Here is a 17,128-nt window from a genome sequence, read left to right as displayed (position 1 = left end):
TGAGGAAGTGAACCACCCACTAGAACGGGTTATATAAATAGAAGGAGGCGTTATAATGGAAGCGAATTTGAATACACAAAAAGCTGGCGGAGAGAAGCCATCATTGTTTGGAATGATTACCTCTCCTAGTTTACAGTTTGAGAGAATGAAGACGAGCGAGAAAGTTTGGGGTATGTTCTTCTTAATGGCGCTATTACAAGGGCTGTTAAGTGCTTTTACTACATACGTTACGAATACGTCACCTGAGATGTTGAAAGTGAAAAAAGAACTAGGTGAATTTGCAGGACAGAGTTCACTGACGTCCGATGTTATTTCCAGCATTGTGTCTGGTACTATAGGGGGTATGTTGGTAACGTTCGTTGTTGCAGCTATTTATAAAGTATTTATGATGTTCTATGGGAATGATACCTCTTATAACAAATTAGTAACGATTATTGTATATGCGAACATTGTTGTTATTATTGGTGGATTTATTAATGGTAGTATAGCTTTAATTTTAGGTGTCGCACCAACTGCATATACAAGCTTAGGACCACTATTTGAGCAAGGTTCAGTTGCTTATGGAATAGGGAGTTCGATTGAAGTATTCTATTTATGGAATATCGTTTTAATTTGGTTAGGACTGCAAATTACAGCGGGAGTAAGTAAAGTGAAAGCAGCAATTCCAATTATCGTTTTATTCATCATTAAAGCGTTATTCTTAGCAGCGATTGTTATGTTAATTACAGCATTTTTACCAAATATGCCAGTATAAATAAGGGGGCGTTATAATGGAAACGAATATTAATACGCAAGATGTAGATTCGAAAAAGCCGTCATTATTAGGGATGATTACATCTCCAGGTGAACAGTTTGAGCGAATGAAGACGAAAAGTCCGGTTTGGATAGCTTTCCTTTTATTTGTTCTAATTGGGACGGTTACGACAGCTGCGGTATTTTATTTATCAGTGGTTAATACCCCAGAAGTGGCAAAAGAAATGAATGGCCAAGATGGGGAAATGATAAAATGGTTTGCACTTGGTGGTGGAGCACTTTTCGGATTATTTGGAACACCTATCGGCCTCTTTATTGCAGCAGGTTTCTATAAAGTGATTATGATGTTAATGGGCAATGATACTCCTTACATGAAGATATTATCTATTTACTTATACGCTAATCTTGTTTTCTACATTGGGAGCTTGTTAAATGTAGGATTAGGTTTGATTTTTGAAGGAAATGGAACGGATGCTTATACAAGTTTAGCTCCTTTATTTGAAAAAGGGACAGTTTTAAATGGCATTGCATCTTCAATTGAGATTTTTAATATTTGGAGTTTAATTTTAACAGGATTAGGGTTACATATTGTGGCTGGTTTAAGCAAGAAACAAGCGACAATTTTAATTGTAATTTTCTTTATTCTAACAATAGGGTTAGGTTTTTTAAAGGGTTTAGGAAACAGTTTTGGCGCATAATATATTTTTATGAAAAGGTGGCTCTCTCGGGAGTCACCTTTTTTATTTTTACCCTTATTTCAAATACGACCAGCAGAATTTCAAATTCTACTTCGTGTAATTTAAAATTTCGGCGATAGTATTTGAAATTACTCACAGTGAAATCACTTCTTTATTTTTATATTGTGGAGGTACCGGCGGAATAACAAAGAGGTATACCTTTTAGAAGTGGGTACTGTGTGAAACCAGCAACTTTTAAAGAGGCAGTTGTTTTGTATGAAGGTATGATTGTAAATCAAATAAAGAAGCTAGGTATTTATCAAGATCATGAAGAGTATTATCAATGTGGTTTAATTGGTCTTTGGCATGCTTATGAAAGATTTGATGCGGAGAAAGGAAGTTTTCCTGCATATGCAGTTATAACTGTGCGTGGTTATATATTGGAAAGGTTGAAGAAAGAGTCTGCCTTGCAAGAAAGGAATGTTTACGTAGGTGAGTATGAGGAGATTTTTACGTTTGAAGATGCTGAAATAAGAGCAAAGGATTTTATGAGTGTATTAGATGAGAAGGAGAAGTATATTATTTTCGAACGTTTTTTTGTAGGGAAGACGATGGGGGAAATCGCTAGCGAGATGGAAATGACTTATTATCAAGTGAGGTGGGTGTATCGGCAAGCACTTGAGAAAATGCGAAATAGCTTAAGAGGATAAATAGGATTATAAGAATGGAAGGCAAGGGATATTGCCTTCCATTCTACTTATTCTGTTAAGGTAGTAAATGTAATAAGAGGTTTTTAAATTGTAGTGAATCTTGCATGTTCATACGTGATAATACGTATCCAGCTTTTAATAATTGTTGTTTTAACTTATGGGGACTGATATGTATTGTTGTAGTAGTGCCATTTGAAAAATGAATGTTAGCTTTTTTGCTCTTTTTGAAAAATTCTATGTCATCTATATGGTTATAAAATAGCCATATACAGTTTGGAGAAGAAGGAGATTCTGTCGGGAAAGCACAAATATATTCTCGATGATTAATTGGAATTGGGACATTTTGTTTGAATTTAAAGTTTGTTTGGACTGCATTACGTCTACCTTGATAAGTAGAGTGAACATTGGTTAGACAAGATTGCTTGATGAGTTGGAGAGCAGTTTGACAGGAGTAAAGATGGTTCCCGCTACTGTCGATAATTTTGGTGCGATAATAAGGGTGCTTGTAAGGTTCCAGCATCATTGTAGAATTAGAAATAATAATATCATTTTCTTCATTCATAAATTTGATTCCTCCCTTATAAATGATAGTAATACCAAATATAATTATATACGAATTAAGTAAATTAATTATTAATATTCTGTTTCATATTGTAAATTTTGACTATTCGTTTACAATCAATAGATGTTAGTCTTTCTAATTTGCATCGCTTGTACATATATATGAAAATAGAAAAGAGTAGGCGGTGAGATAGTATGAAGAAAAAGTATATTATTATGGCTCTAGTTGTTGTTCTTCTAGTATATTTAGCAAATAGTAATCCGAGTAAAGGTGAATATACGGATTGGGCAGCGAAGCAGTTTATGAAACGTAATGATGTAAGTAAGAAGCTAGACGAAGTTCAAAAGGAAAATGAAGAAGGTCTCCTTGGCGATTTAGCATCGGCTGGTAAGAAGTTGGCGAAAAAATATGTTGAGCCACAAGTTGGATTATTAATCGAGAATTATACAAAGCGAAATGATTATATTTTCTTCTCAACATATACGACCGAGTTTGATATAGGCGGAGAACATTATAAATATGTATGCGTCGGTTTTTCAAAAATCTTTATTCCGATTGAAATGCCGAAGAAAAAAGACGAATCTGCAAAATGATGCAGATTCGTCTTTTTGTTTATAAGTTAATTGGAACTTCAGATACTTTCTTTTCTACGAGACGGGCTCCTTTTTTTCGGGTATTTTCATTAATTGATGAAAATACAGATGAGGCAAGGATGGTATCCATTACTTGATTTACGACTTGTGCATCGACGGGTGTGATAGGTTTCTCGATAGAAAAAACAACTGTTTTTCCATCTTCTTTCGCAAAAATTAATTCTAGTACTTGCATACTTTATTTCCTCCTTTTTATTTATCGTGTTATATGCGGGGCGATCGGTGTAATCAGCGGAGGATGCCCGCCACTGATTAAAGTTCCACCTTATAGGGTAGAAAGATCTGATGTGCTAACAAGCTGTATAGCGTGAAGCGGTGATGCTTGTAAAGAAGCAAGAGCACGTGCTACGTTTTGTACTTGCTCTAAGTTTGCGTTTGTTTTAACACGCTTAAATTGTTTTTGCTTAAAAGCTGTTTTTCCGTTCTGATCTAATCCATTGTTTAAGACAAGACGTAAAGTTAAGTCCGTTACGATTGTTTCGACTGCCATGTTTATCACCCCCTTTCACTTTATAAATAGGGTGCAAATGTCATGTTTTGGCGTGAAATTTATTCTTTTTTTTGGTACGCTTAAAAGACTAAGAGAGGGGTTTCGGAAGAATGAATCGTAAATGGTTATTTTGGATTCCTGTTTTACTATGGATGGGGTTGATTTTCTATTCCTCGGCACAACCATATAAAAAGCAGGATATGCGTTCGGATATTGAACAATATGTAAATGTTGAGTTTGTGAAAGAGCATTTCTCGTGGGTATCTATCGATTATGGTGGTGGTACACCTGTTAGCATTGCAAATAAAGGTGTAGGCGGATTTATTGAGTTTTTCCTTCGTAAAGGTGCTCATTTTATGGTGTTCTTTATGCTCGGTTCATTGACGTATTATGCTTTTCATCGATCGGGTTATTCGAGAAAAAGGTGCTTCCTATACGCTCTTCTATTCGTTGCGGGATATGCAACATTTGATGAAATTCATCAATGGACTACGGGAGATCGTACACCGATGTGGCAAGATTCATTACTGGATACGTGCGGCGGATTAACAGGAATTATAATAAGCAATTGGTTTTGGAGTAGAAAAAGGAGCTAATCTTTTGAGATTAGCTCCTTTTGTTTATCCCGCTTTAATGGGCAGTAAGACCCCCACCTCAAAATTCAGCGAGAGCAAAGAAGTTAGGTGGGGGATCAACTGCCCATAAAAGTCCGATTGGTTCAACTAATAATCAGTGTGGGATGAAGAAAACCCCCACTGATTAAAGTTTCACTTTATACACCAAGCAATTCTTTTAGTTCATCTGTAGATAGTTCGGTCATCCAACTATCGGTTGTAATGACAGCGTTGTTTAATGATTGTTTTCTTTCTAACATTTCATCAATTTTCTCTTCGAGTGTCCCCGTTGTAATAAGTTTATGAACGTGAACGAAGCGTTTTTGACCAATACGATATGCGCGGTCTGTTGCTTGGTTTTCTACAGCTGGATTCCACCAACGGTCGTAGTGAATGACATGGTTGGCAGCGGTTAAGTTTAAGCCAGTTCCACCTGCTTTTAACGATAAGATGAAAATGTCATACGTTCCGTTTTGGAACTGCTCGATCATTTTGTCACGTTCCTTCTTCGGTACACTACCGTTTAAGAAGAGGACGCGCTGACCGAAATGTTCTTCTAACACATTTTTTAGCATGTTCCCCATACCGATGTATTGTGTGAAGATTAAACAACTTTCATGTTGATCTTTTATATTTTCAATTAGTTCCATTAGTGTGCTCGTTTTCATGGAACGTTCGATGATGTCTTTTGGTTCTGTTTCTTTTAAATAAAGAGCAGGATGGTTACAAATTTGTTTAAGTTTGTTCAGCATGAGTAATATAAATCCGCGTCTTTCAATCCCGCTTAATCCTTCTACATTTTGCAATGTATCTTGAACAAGTTGTTCATATAAGGAAGCTTGTTCACCAGTAAGTGGACAGTACGCTTTCTGTTCTTGTTTATCAGGCAAGTTTAATGCGACTGTTTGATCTTTTTTCGTACGACGCAGTAAAAACGGCGAGATAAAACGTTGAACTTGTTGGATTTTTCCTTCATCACGGTCCTTTTCAATTGGTGAGACGAAGCGGCGCTGGAATTGTCCTAAGCTGCCGAGATATCCGTGATTAATGAAGTCGAAAATAGACCAAAGCTCGGCAAGTCGGTTTTCCATCGGTGTACCGGTTAAAGCGATTTTGTGATTTGCTGGCAAGTTTCGTACTGCTTTCGACTGTTTCGTATGTGGGTTTTTAATATTTTGTGCTTCATCCAAAATAACAGCATCCCAGCATAACGTACTAAGTTCTTCTTCATCAAGCTGAGCTAATGCATAAGATGTTAATACAACATCTGCTGATTGAAGGAAGTCTTTAAATGATTCGCCTTTCGCTCGGTTGCTTCCATAATGTAACTGAACACGTAAATTTGGTGCGAAACGCTCAAATTCTTTTTGCCAATTTCCAAGAACAGATGTCGGTGCCACGATTAAAGCAGGGCCTGTTTGGAGATTGTTCTCTTTTATATATAGTAAGTAAGTGATCGTTTGAATGCTTTTTCCAAGTCCCATGTCGTCAGCTAATAATGCTCCGAATCCAAGCGTTCTTAAATATAATAACCACTCAATGCCATGTTGTTGATACGGACGGAGTGTTGCGTTTAGTGCAGAAGGGACATCTACTTTTGGAATATCTCCAATGTGCAATAGTTTTTGGAATAGCTCTTCATAATATCCATCTAGCTCGATTTCAATATCGGTAAATGGATTATCTTCTTCTACAATTTCTGTTTCAGCAGTGTTTGATAAATGTTGCTGAAGGACATCTTTCATTTCGAGTCCATATTTATCGGCACGGTTCATAAGCTTTCGTACTTCTTCGATAAAGGCTGGGTCCAGTCTCATCCATTGACCATTTATATTGAATAATCGTTTGTTTTGTTCAACGAGTTCGAAAAATTCGTTTTCTGATAAATCAATGCCGTTCGTTGAAATTCGCCAGTCAAAATTAACGAGTGTATTCATGCCAAAGAAAGATTGCGTTTGCGTGGCATTTTGCTTCAGTTGCACACGTAATTTTGGTTTTGTCGCTTTTAAATTTTGCCACCAGGATGGCAGTAAAATCGTAATACCTGCAGCGAGTAATTCGTTACTTGCTTCTGTTAAGAAGTTCCACGCTTCTGTTTCAAAGAGCTCACTTCGGAATGCATCGCCTTCTTTTAACCACGGTACGAGCTTACTGAATCCTTCTTGTGTTTCAAGAATACGTTCTTCATAATCGTGCCATCGTTTTGGCAAAGAATCGATACTTTCATATACATATATGCGATGTGCCCCGCGCTTTGGTGTAACAATTGTCTCAAGCTTCCACATTTCAAATTCTTCTTGCGGCTCTTGTAGCCGTAGTCCAATTGTAAAGGGAAGGTCATCTTCAATGTAACCGATTTTTCGAAGCCAATCTTCTTCATGTAGTGCTGCATCCAATTGTCTTTTCGTAAAGTCGTAATGTTCATAAAGTCTCTTTGCATCTTCCCATCCATCGTTTGAACGGTTATCTTGTAATATGCTTTCATTTACCGCGGCCGAGAAAAGAGATGCCAATGTGTCATCTTCGATCGGGGTATTTTGCACTTTCCAAGATGGTTGTTTGGGCCAACGCTCCATATCAGGTACGAAGCTACCGCTTGTAAAGGCATCCCATAATTCGTTCGCATCTTTCGTAAGTGCTGTAATAGGGCCATTCATTTGAATATGGGCAAAGGAGTTCATCGGTTTATTAGCGATGTATTCAAATGCTTGTGCGTTTGTTAGCATAACACCTTGTTTTCCTTCAAAGGTTGCTTCCTTTAGAAACGTGCCGTAGAAGGAAGTGGAGTGCCACGTAAATGCATTTCGTTTCCAACTTGTTACGGATAATGGAGTACCGCTGTCATCTTCTCCCCAAAGGAACCAACCTTGACTAACGTGCTGGAGCCTAATTGTTACTTCAGTTTGATTGATCATCGATTAATTTTCCTTTCCGTAATTCCTCTTGTAGTGCACGCAGACGTGAATGTAAGTTTGCGATGTGAATAATGAAAGAATCCCATTCATCAGTGCGCTTTAATCGTTTATATAATGTACGTAATTTCTTTAAGTAACGAACTGCACGTCTATATGATTTGCGGTTTCGCTCTTCAATGGCCTCGGTAGCAGCAAGGTGATAAAGAGGAAGGGCTGCTTCTGGTGCTTCCTTTTCAATATCTTTCAGCGGCTCTTTCAAAAGTTCAATTGCTTCAAACCCATGTAAGAGCTGAAGTTCTGCCCATGTACGATATTGCTTTTTCGCGAGTACGTATTGCTCATAGTTTGCGAAACTATATGGTAGTAGCTCTTGCAAAATCATTTCGAGTCCGGCTTGTTCATTTGTATGGGTTGCATACGTTTCATACATGATGACAAATAAGCGAACGATATCTTTTATGAAAATCGTATTTTCGTGCTCATGTATCGTTTTCTTCACTTGTTTATACGTAAAGGAAAGCCAGTTTTTCGCACGATCCCACTGCATTGTATTTAATAGCTCTTCTAACCAATAGAAGTACAGACTTACAACAGAAGCAGGCTGTTTTTTTAGTAAGTCCATCGCTAATAGGTCTTCGTCATTTAAAAAGAGTAGGTGAGAAGATGCTAATGCTTTGGAAAGTGGATTGATTTTCGTATCGATTCGCTTTTCTTCTTCTTGTAGTTTCTCTTTATTGTGTAAGAGTTCACTCCATATGTGACGATAAATAAAAAATCTTTCTTGCGTATAGGCGTCAGTGGAGAAGAATACTTCGTGAACGAGACGAGCTGTTTCTTGCAAAATTGCTTCAGACTCTGAAGGAATCGCTTCTGATTGTAAGTCCCGAACGATGGATTCCACTTTATCTACAAATAAGCGAACGACGTTAACAGGCTGGTGATAAGAATACGTTTTATTTGCTTCGAAGTCCTGAATTTCTTTTAATAATTTTTGAAAGCAATAAAGCGCTGCGTGTAGCCTGAACAACTCATGTATCGCAACGATACGCGGAGCTTTCCGCTCGAGTTTCGTATAGAAGTCTGTAAAAATACTCATAAGAAAATACATTTGTTTATAAGTAAGCCGAGCTTGTTCTTTTTTAAATGATTCATATTCGTTGTCAAAATACGATTGCCAACTTTTATAATCCGTTTCTTCAAACGCTGATGATTGCAATACTTGTCTTGCAGTTCGAATAGGAGGAAGGGAAGGTTTCGTATTATTTTTAAATAAAGTTAATACATCCCCTACTTGCCCGAAACTAGATGCTGCAGATAGTAAAACAGCGAGCATATGCTCACATTGCGTTGGTGCAAAGCAATCGCAATAGCTTTCAGCGACGTTACGAATCGGGATATGGACGCTATATACGCTGCCTGCAGCATCTACAGTTCCTGATAGCGTATAACCATCAAAGTCAACGTTGTAGACAACACCACTACGATATAGGTGCCGAGCTGTAGCGACATGTTCCTGATCAGCTGTTTGCTGTGGATCTAGTCCTTGAACGAACTCATTCGCAATCATCATAATTTCATCTTTCGTAATTGAGTGTTGCAGCATAATATTCCTCCGTACACATATTTCTTTCCTTTACCATTATAAACAAAAAATGCTCAAAACAGAAAAAATGAAATTTGGATTATTATATTGTAACTGTGAATGGAGATGGAAAGGTGTTTTTCAATATTTTTGAACGGCATCTTTTTTGTAGTTTACTTCTCTTGTCAATCTTTGTCGGTAAATCGATATTTCGTGTCGAACCGTTAATATATTTTTCTCTACTCGTGTTTACGAAGGGAAAATAAAAAGGATATCACTTAGCCGAAAAAATCCGACGAGGTGATATCCTTTTTTCAATTATGAGCGCGTTTCCTTTAATATCGCTTGCACATATGGATCATGTAATATTTGTTCTATAATTGGTAACATGTTTTGTTCGAATGGAATATCGATAGGAAATGGCTTTTGTGAGCCGGGTTTGATTCCATATTGGACAATTTTGTAGTGTGTATTTTCTTCAAATCTGAGCACAATTAATTTATATCGATTGTCATCGCCAGCGAGTGAAAAGTCAATGGAAGTAGCGTCGTATGTTACTTCATCTTTATATATATACGGTTTTGGTGTACCGATCCAGTCTACTTTTGCTTGTACATTCATGAACATAACCTCCTTATAGTTATTATAAAAAAATAAAAGCCAGCTCTCAACAAAGAGAACCGGCTTTAGCAGTCATTGGTTATTTTAAAATTTTCACTTTAACAGTTTTGCGTCCCCATTTTTGAGCAGCGCTATCTGATCCAAGTAGAATGTCGATACGGTTACCTTTAATTGCACCGCCAGTATCTCCAGCGATAGCTTCTCCGTAACCTTCAACCCATACTTTAGATCCTAATGGAATTACTTTCGGGTCAACAGCGATCATTTTCATGTTTGGGTTCGCTGTTAAGTCATGACCCATTGCAGTTAATACACGGCCACCGTATGTGCCACCGTTTTCGCTTGGGTGAGCTGTATATGCTGTAGCGACAACTGTTAACTCACGACCATTAGAAGGTTCGCTAGTCTCAGCAGCTTTCACAGCAGGCTTAGCAGCTGGTTTTGCTTGTGCTGCAGGTGCTTGCGTTTTAGCTGGTGCTACAGTTTTAGCAGGAGCAGGTTGTTCTTGTTTCTCGATAACAGGTGCTGTACCTGTTAAGAAAGGAACGTGAACATAAGCTGTTTTCCCGTTATATTCAAATTGTAACCACTCATTTTGTACTTGGTTCGTTGTTTCGATCATATCGTCTTTCTTCAACGTTCCAAGAATTTCTGAGTTTGTGTTCGCTTCAGCACGTACGTTTAATACGTTAGCTGTTACGTAGTAGATGCTTTTTGTGAACTCTGCACTTACGAATGCGTCTTTACCATCTAAAGTGATTTTTGACCATCCGTTCTCTGTATTTTGAACATCTATTTTATTACCGTTTAGTAATTTACCGACAACTTTTGATTCAGTAGTAGGGTTTTCGCGTACATTTAGTACGTCTGTTGTTACAACAGTTTCTGCATTAGCAGATGATGTGAAAATCCCAAGACCAAAAACTGCTGCTGTTGCTATTCCAATTAATTTTTTCATGATAGCCTCCATTGCGTTTGTTTTCGTGTCCTCATTATAGCAACAGATTTTTTCGGATTTCGGGAAAACACACAATTACAAACCATTCGTAATCAGTCGTTAACATCCTGTAATATAACAAAAAATATAGGAAAGCGTTTTTCATTCTATGTGATTAGTAGGTTTCTACTTATATTCAAAATATTTAATACAACATATATTTTTCGGCGTAAATAAAAATATTACAGGAGTGTTACATAATGTTTACTAAACGGTTACATTCCTTGAGTATTTTGCCGTTTTATGGGTAATATAGTTATATAAACATAAACATTTCGTTTGTGAAACTATAAACACGTGCTATATACTAGCAAAAAAACCGCATAATTGTTACAAAAAGAAAGGGTTGCAAGGAAGAAAAATGCCCTTTTTTACATCTGTAACACATCTTTTTTTGGGAAAACACATTCCCATCCACATTTCTCTCGCACAATTTGACAGCAGTATTTCGATCTTATAGCTCTTGCAGAGTAAAAAGATTATACGGAAGGTAAGGCTGTCCATAAGAATTCTAGTTGGTGAAGGTGAAAGTAAGAAAATCACCGTAAAATTATAGTTTTCTATCCGATTTTACATATCGGAATTTATGTTATTTACAAAAGTGAAACCTACGAAGGGGGATTTGATGAGGAAACTGACAAAAACATTCATCGTTTCATTAACATTATGTATTGCATTTACAATTTGGGGGATTATTCCCGAATCTATTATTGGAAAAGGTAGCCTAGGAAATGTGACGACTGCGATTCAAACGGTATTGGTTAGTAAGTTTGGATGGTTCTATATTATTTCTGTTTCTATTATTTTAGGTGTGTCTATCTTTTTAATTGTTTCGAAATACGGTTCTATTCGTTTAGGTAAAGATGATGATGAACCTGATTATAGTTATATGACATGGTTTGCTATGCTATTTAGCGCTGGTATGGGTATCGGTTTAGTTTTCTGGGGCGTTGCCGAACCATTAAACCATTTGTACGCACCTCCGTTTGGAGAAGGTGCAACTGAGGAAAGTGCGCGTCTTGCACTACGTTTTTCATTTTTCCATTGGGGATTACATCCGTGGGGACTATATGCATTTGTAGCGCTGTGTATTGCTTACTTTACTTTTAGAAAAGGAAAAGCAAGTACGATTAGTGCGACAGTAGGTCCGTTATTTAAAGGCGGGGAACATGGACGTATTGCTCATTCATTTGATGTGTTAGCTGTTTTCGCAACTGTGTTTGGTGTTGCAACATCATTAGGTCTTGGTGCGAAACAAATTGCTGGTGGTGTTAGTTATTTAACATCTATCCCGAATTCATTGCCGACACAGTTAGTTATTATTGCAATCGTAACCGTGTTATTTATGTTATCTGCGCAAACAGGTCTTGATAAAGGAATTAAATATTTAAGTAATGCGAATATTATTTTGGCGTTTGCACTTATGATTATTGTATTATTTGCAGGTCCAACAAACTTTATTATGAATTACTTCACTTCAACAATCGGTTCTTATATTCAGGAATTGCCAAGCATGAGCTTCCGTTTAAGTCCATTAGATGAAGGCGGAAATCAATGGGTTCAGTCATGGACAATTTTCTATTGGGCATGGTGGATTGCATGGTCACCATTTGTAGGTACGTTTATTGCCCGTGTTTCACGAGGACGTACGATTCGCGAGTTTGTTATCGGTGTGTTACTCGTACCGACTGTAATCGGTGCGCTTTGGTTCTCTGTTTTCGGCGGGACTGGTATTCATATGGAACTGTTTGGTGATGCACATATCTTTGAAAAAATTAAAGAGATGGGAACAGAAGTAGGGTTATTCGCTATGTTTGATCAGATGGGAAGCTTTGGATCGGCTTTATCTGTGCTAGCAATTCTTCTTATTTCTACATTCTTTATTACATCTGCAGATTCTGCGACATTCGTTTTAGGAATGTTAACGACACATGGTAGTTTAAATCCACCAAACCGCATTAAAATGATCTGGGGTATCGTTCTAGCAGCGTTAGCTTCTATCTTATTATATGTAGGGGGATTAGAAGCCTTACAAACGGCAGCTATCATAGCAGCATTCCCATTCGTCTTCGTTATTTTCTTCATGATGGCAGCATTGTTTAAAGAGTTACAAAAAGAAGGACGTATGAAGCGTCATTAATAATAGAAGGAAAAGGAGCTGATTATGTATCAGCTCTTTTTTATATAGAAGGAATTTGAACTCCACGTAAGGGAAATAAAATACTTTACTATATAAGTAGTATGCCTTTTATACGAAGATAAATCGATGAATTTCGACAATGTTCGATATCTTGCGGATTCTATTTGTATTTTTGACAAAAAATTGTCGGAAATGTGTTGTCACGTTTATGTATATGTGCTATATTATTTCCTGTAAGCGATTTCAAATAGTTTTAAAGCGCATTCAAGGGGGACATCTAGAATAATGAAACGTTACGAAAGAAAGTGGAAGCATATTTGTTTGAAACGTGTGGCACATCGTAGTGTCCAAGAAAGCACGGAACCTAAGACTGAAACGCGCAAAGAACAGCAAGAGAAGCAATTGGTTCTACAAAAATAGCAATCACTTTTTCGTATATAAATGAAGGTCAATCGTTCGTTGGGGGATGGACGTGAAATTACTTTCAGCTAAGGGGTATTGTCTGATATATATAATTTATACGGCAATAAATCAGCACAGAGCATACGGCGCTCTGTGCTGATTTTTATTTACAAAATAAAAATCAGTGGGAGAACTCCCACTGATTAAAGTTTTACTTTTCTTTTTTGAATCGAACTGTTTTATCCCAGCCAATGACTTGTTTCTTGCTCTTTGCACGTAAGTATAAAATTAAGCTGCGAATGAATAAGTACGTAAAGAGCTGTGCGTACGTAAAGTACATGATAACACTAATAAAAATATTAGTTGGTGTAAAGGTTCGTTCCACACTCTGGGCACTAAATAATTGAGAAACATATGTAATATATGCGACATACCACATAAATAGTAGCGGAATGCTATATTGAATTTGGAATATCCCGAGTAACCCAATTACAAACCAAACGTTCGAAATGATTAAGAATAGCCAAAATACAACATACACTAAAACTTGTTGTAAGGAATGGACGAGAAGTTTTCCTTTAAAGAAACTTAAGGAAGAAAACATTTTTTCTAAAATGTACAAGTTCCCTTGGAGCCAACGTGTACGCTGCTTAATAAGGATTTTTAAATGCTCAGGTTCTTGTTCCCATGTAATTGATTCTGGAACGATCGGTAAGAGATAGCCTTTTTGTGTAATTCGTAATGTTAATTCAGCGTCTTCTGCAATTGCATACGGGTCATAGCCGCCAAGTTCTTCTAATGCAGAGCGACGAAGAAGCATATTTGTTCCTGTTAGTGAACCTGTTTGGAATAGTAACCAACGTCCTGATTGCATAAGGAGCTGGAAGATTTGAAATTCTAATGAGATCATTCGTGTTAGCCAGTTTCTGTTTTCATTTACAGTACGAACGTGACCAACAGCTCCAACAGCATCCTCGGTTGTTTCAGCGTGTTCTACAAGCATTCGCAGTGCATGTGGTTCAGGCTGGTTATCTGCATCATACACACAGAAGTATTCACCATCTGAAATACTAAGACCATAGTTTAATACACGCGATTTCCCTTTTGGTTCACCCGCTGGAACACGAATGTGACGAATATGAGCATAAGCTTTGTCAAAATCGTCACCAATTTCAGGTGTCTCATCTTGAGAGTTATCGTTTAATAAATAAACAGTTAGTTTACCTGGATATTCAATCTTTGCCATCGCCTCTAAAGTATCTTTAATAACGACCCCTTCATTGTGGGCTGGTATTAAAATGTCGACGCTTGGATAATGTTCTAGCGTACGATCCTTTCGTTTACTATTTCGGTGAACTAAACCTGCGAGTGTTAAGAAAGAATAGTAAACAAGTAAGGCAGAGAATAGAAAGGCTGTAAAGATAAGTATATACTTAATCGAAAATGTGATACTAATCCAAAAAACGAGTACGCAAAACAGAAGGAATAAAAGCAGTATAACGAGTGTCATCATAATAACGTCTTTCCTTTGTTCCCAATTTGCTCGCGTGAAATTTGTATATCTTGGATCGCTTCAGCAGCAAGCCATTGCTCCATTTTTGGCTTTAGACGGTTCATTACAATGTCAGCACCGGCTTCATTTGTGTTTTGTAATAAAATAACTAGCTTATTATTATCGTATTCAGCAGCAAGATCAAAGTCATCTCTTATCGTTTCAACTAATAATGAAGCTACACGGTTCATAACACTTTCCTTTGTATATTTACTAAAGGAATTGAAATCAAAGTAAATAATAACACCTGTTTCATTACGACGATTCATTGCAGTGATTAATAATGCTTGTCGTCTTTCGAATTCTTGTCTTGTTAATAATTTTGATTCTCCAATGTATTGTTCTAATATTCTCACACGTTCGGTTAATTCTTTATTTTCATGAATAACCTTCTTTAATAAATGAGTGGAGATATATACGATGAAGAAGTTTGCTGCCATTAGGAAGTGAGTAATAATGTATTCCCATTGTTCTGATGTACTCCATAAGTAAAGCCATGCTTGGTAGAACAGATAGAATACCGAAGTAATGGTTCCTAATATAAAAAGAACAAATGCGGTTTTATCAGTTAATAATAGAAATAGTACATTAACAATTACATATATAATTGTAAAAATGAGAGCATGCTCATATTGCGTTACATGTACAGTTGTAAAATAAAATAAAATTTGTAAAATCCACATAGAGAGGACTTTATAGAAATTATTTTTCACAAAATTTTCCTCCTTAAAGGTAATTCATGCAAGGATACTTGTAGTATGCGCAATTATTAAGAAATAGACCGGATGACTAGGTTATTTTGGAGAGCAACAACAAGTAGTATCTCTCTTTTGCAAGAAAAAATAAACAGACTTACTAATTATTGTATCATAATGTTCTTATATTTAAGCATAAAGTATTTAATATATAACAAAAAAATATAAAACATATAATAAAAAGCCCCCTCTTTAGAAAGAGGAGACTTTGCGTCATTTTATAGGAACATCATACCTGCAACTGCTGCATTTAAGAAGTTTGCTAATGTACCAGCGATAACTGCTTTAATCCCTAACTGTGCAATTTGTTTACGGCGAGTAGGAGCTAACGTTCCTGTTACACCTAATTGAATTGCGATAGAAGAGAAGTTTGCGAATCCACAGATTGCGAATGTTAAAATTAAGTTTGTTTTTGCAGAGAACTCTGCCATGTGTGGTCCTAAGTTTGCATATGCAACGAATTCGTTGATTGCAAGTTTTTGACCGATAAAGCTTGCTGCTTGTACAGCTTCACCAGGAGAAACCCCGATTAAGATTGCAAATGGTGATAATAAGTAACCGAAGATTAAATCTAGGCTAAGTTTAATATCGAACCAAGAACCAACCCATCCTAATAATCCATTTAATAAAGCGATTAATGCGATGAAAGCCATTAACATTGCTGCTACGTTAATAACAAGTTGCATACCTTCAGATGCACCACGTGCAGCTGCATCAATAACGTTTGCATCTTCACGTTCTGTAGAAAGCTCAACGTTATTATCTACTTCTTCTGTTTCTGGCATAATTAGTTTTGCAATTAATAAACTTGATGGAGCTGCCATAATCGCTGCTGCTAATAAGTGTTCTAACGGAATACCCATTGCTGCATAGCCGACAAGAACTGATCCGGCAACAGCTGTCATACCGCTTACCATAATAGTGAAGAATTCACTATTTGTTAAACGTGCTAAGTAAGGTTTAATTAAGATTGGAGCTTCAGTTTGTCCTAAAAATACAGTTGTTACTGAGTTTAAACTTTCTGCTTTAGAAGTTCCAAGAAGTTTACTTAATGCGCCACCAACGACACTAACAAATCTCTGCATAATACCGAAATGATATAAGATTGCAACTAATGAACTAATAAATACGATTGGAAGTAGTGCTTGAATGAAGAAAACAAATCCCCAAGGGCCTTTTGCGTTGACTAAATCCCCAGCAACGAACTTAATTCCCTCGTAAGAAAAATTAATTAATCCTTGAACGCCATCTGCAGCGTATTTTAAACCTGCTTTTCCGGCATCCCATCGTAATACGATAAATGAAAATGACATTTGTAATGCTAGCGCGATTAAAATTGTGCGCCAATTAATAGCTTTGCGGTTGGAAGATAGTAAGAAAGCAATTGCTAATACTCCAATCACGCCGCCAATTCCCCATAAAAGATTCATGCAGTGTATGCTCCTTCCTCATAGTAAAAAAAGTGTATAAACCAGTTGTCTATACGTTTACGAATATAACATCTTAAGTAACTTATCATAATGGACATCGGAGGTCAAACGTCTAACGAAAAGTTTAAATAAAAAGAAAATTCTTTAAAAAAACACATATAAAATGATTAAACATGAAATAGGTTATGTTTTTTATGTAAAAATATACATTATGATAACGTTATGGAGTATTTTTGTAGAATATAGTGTATGAAATAGGGAAATAGATACATTAT

16 protein-coding genes are annotated in these 17,128 nt (G+C 36.7%); 6 read left to right on the top strand and 10 right to left on the bottom strand.

Features of this window, described 5'->3' with window-relative positions; translation table 11 throughout:
• Window positions 1-55: 55 nt before the first annotated feature.
• The 3 genes from yknW (ABH961_RS18490) to ABH961_RS18480 all read left to right on the top strand — a co-directional run bounded on the left by yknW (ABH961_RS18490) (window position 56) and on the right by ABH961_RS18480 (window position 2,140).
• Window positions 56-754 carry a YknW family membrane protein gene (yknW, locus tag ABH961_RS18490; RefSeq protein WP_404519762.1) on the top strand — a complete coding sequence of 233 codons (699 nt, stop codon included), beginning with the start codon at window positions 56-58 and terminating at the stop codon, window positions 752-754.
• 16 nt (window positions 755-770) lie between these two features.
• The gene (yknW, locus tag ABH961_RS18485; RefSeq protein ID WP_000449616.1) at window positions 771-1,451 is read left to right on the top strand and encodes a YknW family membrane protein; all 681 of its coding nucleotides are present in this window, start codon (window positions 771-773) and stop codon (window positions 1,449-1,451) included.
• A 218-nt stretch (window positions 1,452-1,669) separates the two neighbouring features.
• Window positions 1,670-2,140 carry a sigma-70 family RNA polymerase sigma factor gene (locus ABH961_RS18480; protein WP_098075973.1) on the top strand — a complete coding sequence of 157 codons (471 nt, stop codon included), beginning with the start codon at window positions 1,670-1,672 and terminating at the stop codon, window positions 2,138-2,140.
• 55 nt (window positions 2,141-2,195) lie between these two features.
• Here ABH961_RS18480 and ABH961_RS18475 read toward each other — a convergent pair whose 3' ends face one another.
• On the bottom strand, window positions 2,196-2,702 hold the full coding sequence (locus ABH961_RS18475) for a competence protein ComK (RefSeq protein WP_048542596.1): 507 nt from the start codon (window positions 2,700-2,702) through the stop codon (window positions 2,196-2,198).
• A gap of 194 nt (window positions 2,703-2,896) precedes the next feature.
• On the opposite strand from ABH961_RS18475, the gene ABH961_RS18470 reads away from it, so the two are divergent.
• Window positions 2,897-3,295 (top strand): DUF4359 domain-containing protein, encoded by a 399-nt coding sequence (locus tag ABH961_RS18470; RefSeq protein ID WP_000731403.1) that lies wholly within the window; start codon window positions 2,897-2,899, stop codon window positions 3,293-3,295.
• A 19-nt stretch (window positions 3,296-3,314) separates the two neighbouring features.
• On the opposite strand, the gene ABH961_RS18465 is transcribed toward ABH961_RS18470, so the two are convergent.
• The gene (locus ABH961_RS18465) at window positions 3,315-3,530 is read right to left on the bottom strand and encodes a DUF2922 domain-containing protein (protein WP_048542594.1); all 216 of its coding nucleotides are present in this window, start codon (window positions 3,528-3,530) and stop codon (window positions 3,315-3,317) included.
• A 90-nt stretch (window positions 3,531-3,620) separates the two neighbouring features.
• Window positions 3,621-3,845, bottom strand: a complete 225-nt coding sequence (locus ABH961_RS18460) for a DUF1659 domain-containing protein (protein ID WP_087985939.1) — start codon at window positions 3,843-3,845, stop codon at window positions 3,621-3,623.
• Window positions 3,846-3,955: 110 nt separating this feature from the next.
• On the opposite strand from ABH961_RS18460, the gene ABH961_RS18455 reads away from it, so the two are divergent.
• Window positions 3,956-4,441 (top strand): VanZ family protein, encoded by a 486-nt coding sequence (locus ABH961_RS18455; protein WP_048542591.1) that lies wholly within the window; start codon window positions 3,956-3,958, stop codon window positions 4,439-4,441.
• Window positions 4,442-4,617: 176 nt separating this feature from the next.
• Here the strand turns inward: ABH961_RS18455 and ABH961_RS18450 are convergent, their stop codons facing one another.
• The 4 genes from ABH961_RS18450 to ABH961_RS18435 form a co-directional block, all read right to left on the bottom strand.
• A complete protein-coding gene (locus ABH961_RS18450) occupies window positions 4,618-7,374 on the bottom strand; it encodes a DEAD/DEAH box helicase (protein ID WP_098152824.1) in 2,757 nt (918 codons plus the stop codon).
• Window positions 7,358-8,977: an SWIM zinc finger family protein gene (locus ABH961_RS18445; RefSeq protein WP_404519760.1), complete on the bottom strand. Its 1,620-nt coding sequence runs from the start codon at window positions 8,975-8,977 to the stop codon at window positions 7,358-7,360. Before ABH961_RS18445 ends, ABH961_RS18450 begins: the two co-directional genes overlap by 17 nt.
• Window positions 8,978-9,274: 297 nt before the next feature.
• Window positions 9,275-9,577 (bottom strand): DUF3910 family protein, encoded by a 303-nt coding sequence (locus tag ABH961_RS18440; protein ID WP_098082131.1) that lies wholly within the window; start codon window positions 9,575-9,577, stop codon window positions 9,275-9,277.
• A gap of 79 nt (window positions 9,578-9,656) precedes the next feature.
• Window positions 9,657-10,535 (bottom strand): cell wall-binding protein EntA, encoded by an 879-nt coding sequence (locus tag ABH961_RS18435; RefSeq protein ID WP_098049191.1) that lies wholly within the window; start codon window positions 10,533-10,535, stop codon window positions 9,657-9,659.
• 664 nt (window positions 10,536-11,199) lie between these two features.
• Here ABH961_RS18435 and opuD point away from each other — a divergent pair.
• Window positions 11,200-12,714, top strand: a complete 1,515-nt coding sequence (opuD, locus tag ABH961_RS18430) for a glycine betaine transporter OpuD (RefSeq protein ID WP_048542583.1) — start codon at window positions 11,200-11,202, stop codon at window positions 12,712-12,714.
• A gap of 613 nt (window positions 12,715-13,327) precedes the next feature.
• Here opuD and ABH961_RS18425 read toward each other — a convergent pair.
• The 3 genes from ABH961_RS18425 to ABH961_RS18415 form a co-directional block, all read right to left on the bottom strand.
• Window positions 13,328-14,629, bottom strand: a complete 1,302-nt coding sequence (locus tag ABH961_RS18425) for a glycosyltransferase family 2 protein (protein WP_000988744.1) — start codon at window positions 14,627-14,629, stop codon at window positions 13,328-13,330.
• Complete coding sequence (locus ABH961_RS18420) at window positions 14,626-15,381, bottom strand: GGDEF domain-containing protein (protein WP_000794329.1); 756 nt, start codon at window positions 15,379-15,381, stop codon at window positions 14,626-14,628. The genes ABH961_RS18425 and ABH961_RS18420 overlap by 4 nt, the downstream gene beginning before the upstream one ends.
• A 260-nt stretch (window positions 15,382-15,641) precedes the next feature.
• Window positions 15,642-16,853 carry a NupC/NupG family nucleoside CNT transporter gene (locus ABH961_RS18415; RefSeq protein WP_048542579.1) on the bottom strand — a complete coding sequence of 404 codons (1,212 nt, stop codon included), beginning with the start codon at window positions 16,851-16,853 and terminating at the stop codon, window positions 15,642-15,644.
• Window positions 16,854-17,128: the final 275 nt, after the last annotated feature.

This window comes from Bacillus sp. RC251 (genome assembly GCF_044908765.1).
GTDB classification, from domain to species: Bacteria; Bacillota; Bacilli; order Bacillales; family Bacillaceae_G; genus Bacillus_A; species Bacillus_A wiedmannii.
This window is presented reverse-complemented; position numbering and strand designations above follow the sequence as displayed.

Coding starts and splice junctions, on each gene's coding strand:
- yknW (WP_404519762.1), top strand. CDS start 56: ATGGAAGCGAATTTGAATACACAAAAAGCTGGCGGAGAGAAGCCATCA.
- yknW (WP_000449616.1), top strand. CDS start 771: ATGGAAACGAATATTAATACGCAAGATGTAGATTCGAAAAAGCCGTCA.
- ABH961_RS18475 (WP_048542596.1), bottom strand. CDS start 2,702: ATGAATGAAGAAAATGATATTATTATTTCTAATTCTACAATGATGCTG.
- ABH961_RS18470 (WP_000731403.1), top strand. CDS start 2,897: ATGAAGAAAAAGTATATTATTATGGCTCTAGTTGTTGTTCTTCTAGTA.
- ABH961_RS18465 (WP_048542594.1), bottom strand. CDS start 3,530: ATGCAAGTACTAGAATTAATTTTTGCGAAAGAAGATGGAAAAACAGTT.
- ABH961_RS18460 (WP_087985939.1), bottom strand. CDS start 3,845: ATGGCAGTCGAAACAATCGTAACGGACTTAACTTTACGTCTTGTCTTA.
- ABH961_RS18455 (WP_048542591.1), top strand. CDS start 3,956: ATGAATCGTAAATGGTTATTTTGGATTCCTGTTTTACTATGGATGGGG.
- ABH961_RS18450 (WP_098152824.1), bottom strand. CDS start 7,374: ATGATCAATCAAACTGAAGTAACAATTAGGCTCCAGCACGTTAGTCAA.
- ABH961_RS18445 (WP_404519760.1), bottom strand. CDS start 8,977: ATGCTGCAACACTCAATTACGAAAGATGAAATTATGATGATTGCGAAT.
- ABH961_RS18440 (WP_098082131.1), bottom strand. CDS start 9,577: ATGAATGTACAAGCAAAAGTAGACTGGATCGGTACACCAAAACCGTAT.
- ABH961_RS18435 (WP_098049191.1), bottom strand. CDS start 10,535: ATGAAAAAATTAATTGGAATAGCAACAGCAGCAGTTTTTGGTCTTGGG.
- opuD (WP_048542583.1), top strand. CDS start 11,200: ATGAGGAAACTGACAAAAACATTCATCGTTTCATTAACATTATGTATT.
- ABH961_RS18425 (WP_000988744.1), bottom strand. CDS start 14,629: ATGATGACACTCGTTATACTGCTTTTATTCCTTCTGTTTTGCGTACTC.
- ABH961_RS18415 (WP_048542579.1), bottom strand. CDS start 16,853: ATGAATCTTTTATGGGGAATTGGCGGCGTGATTGGAGTATTAGCAATT.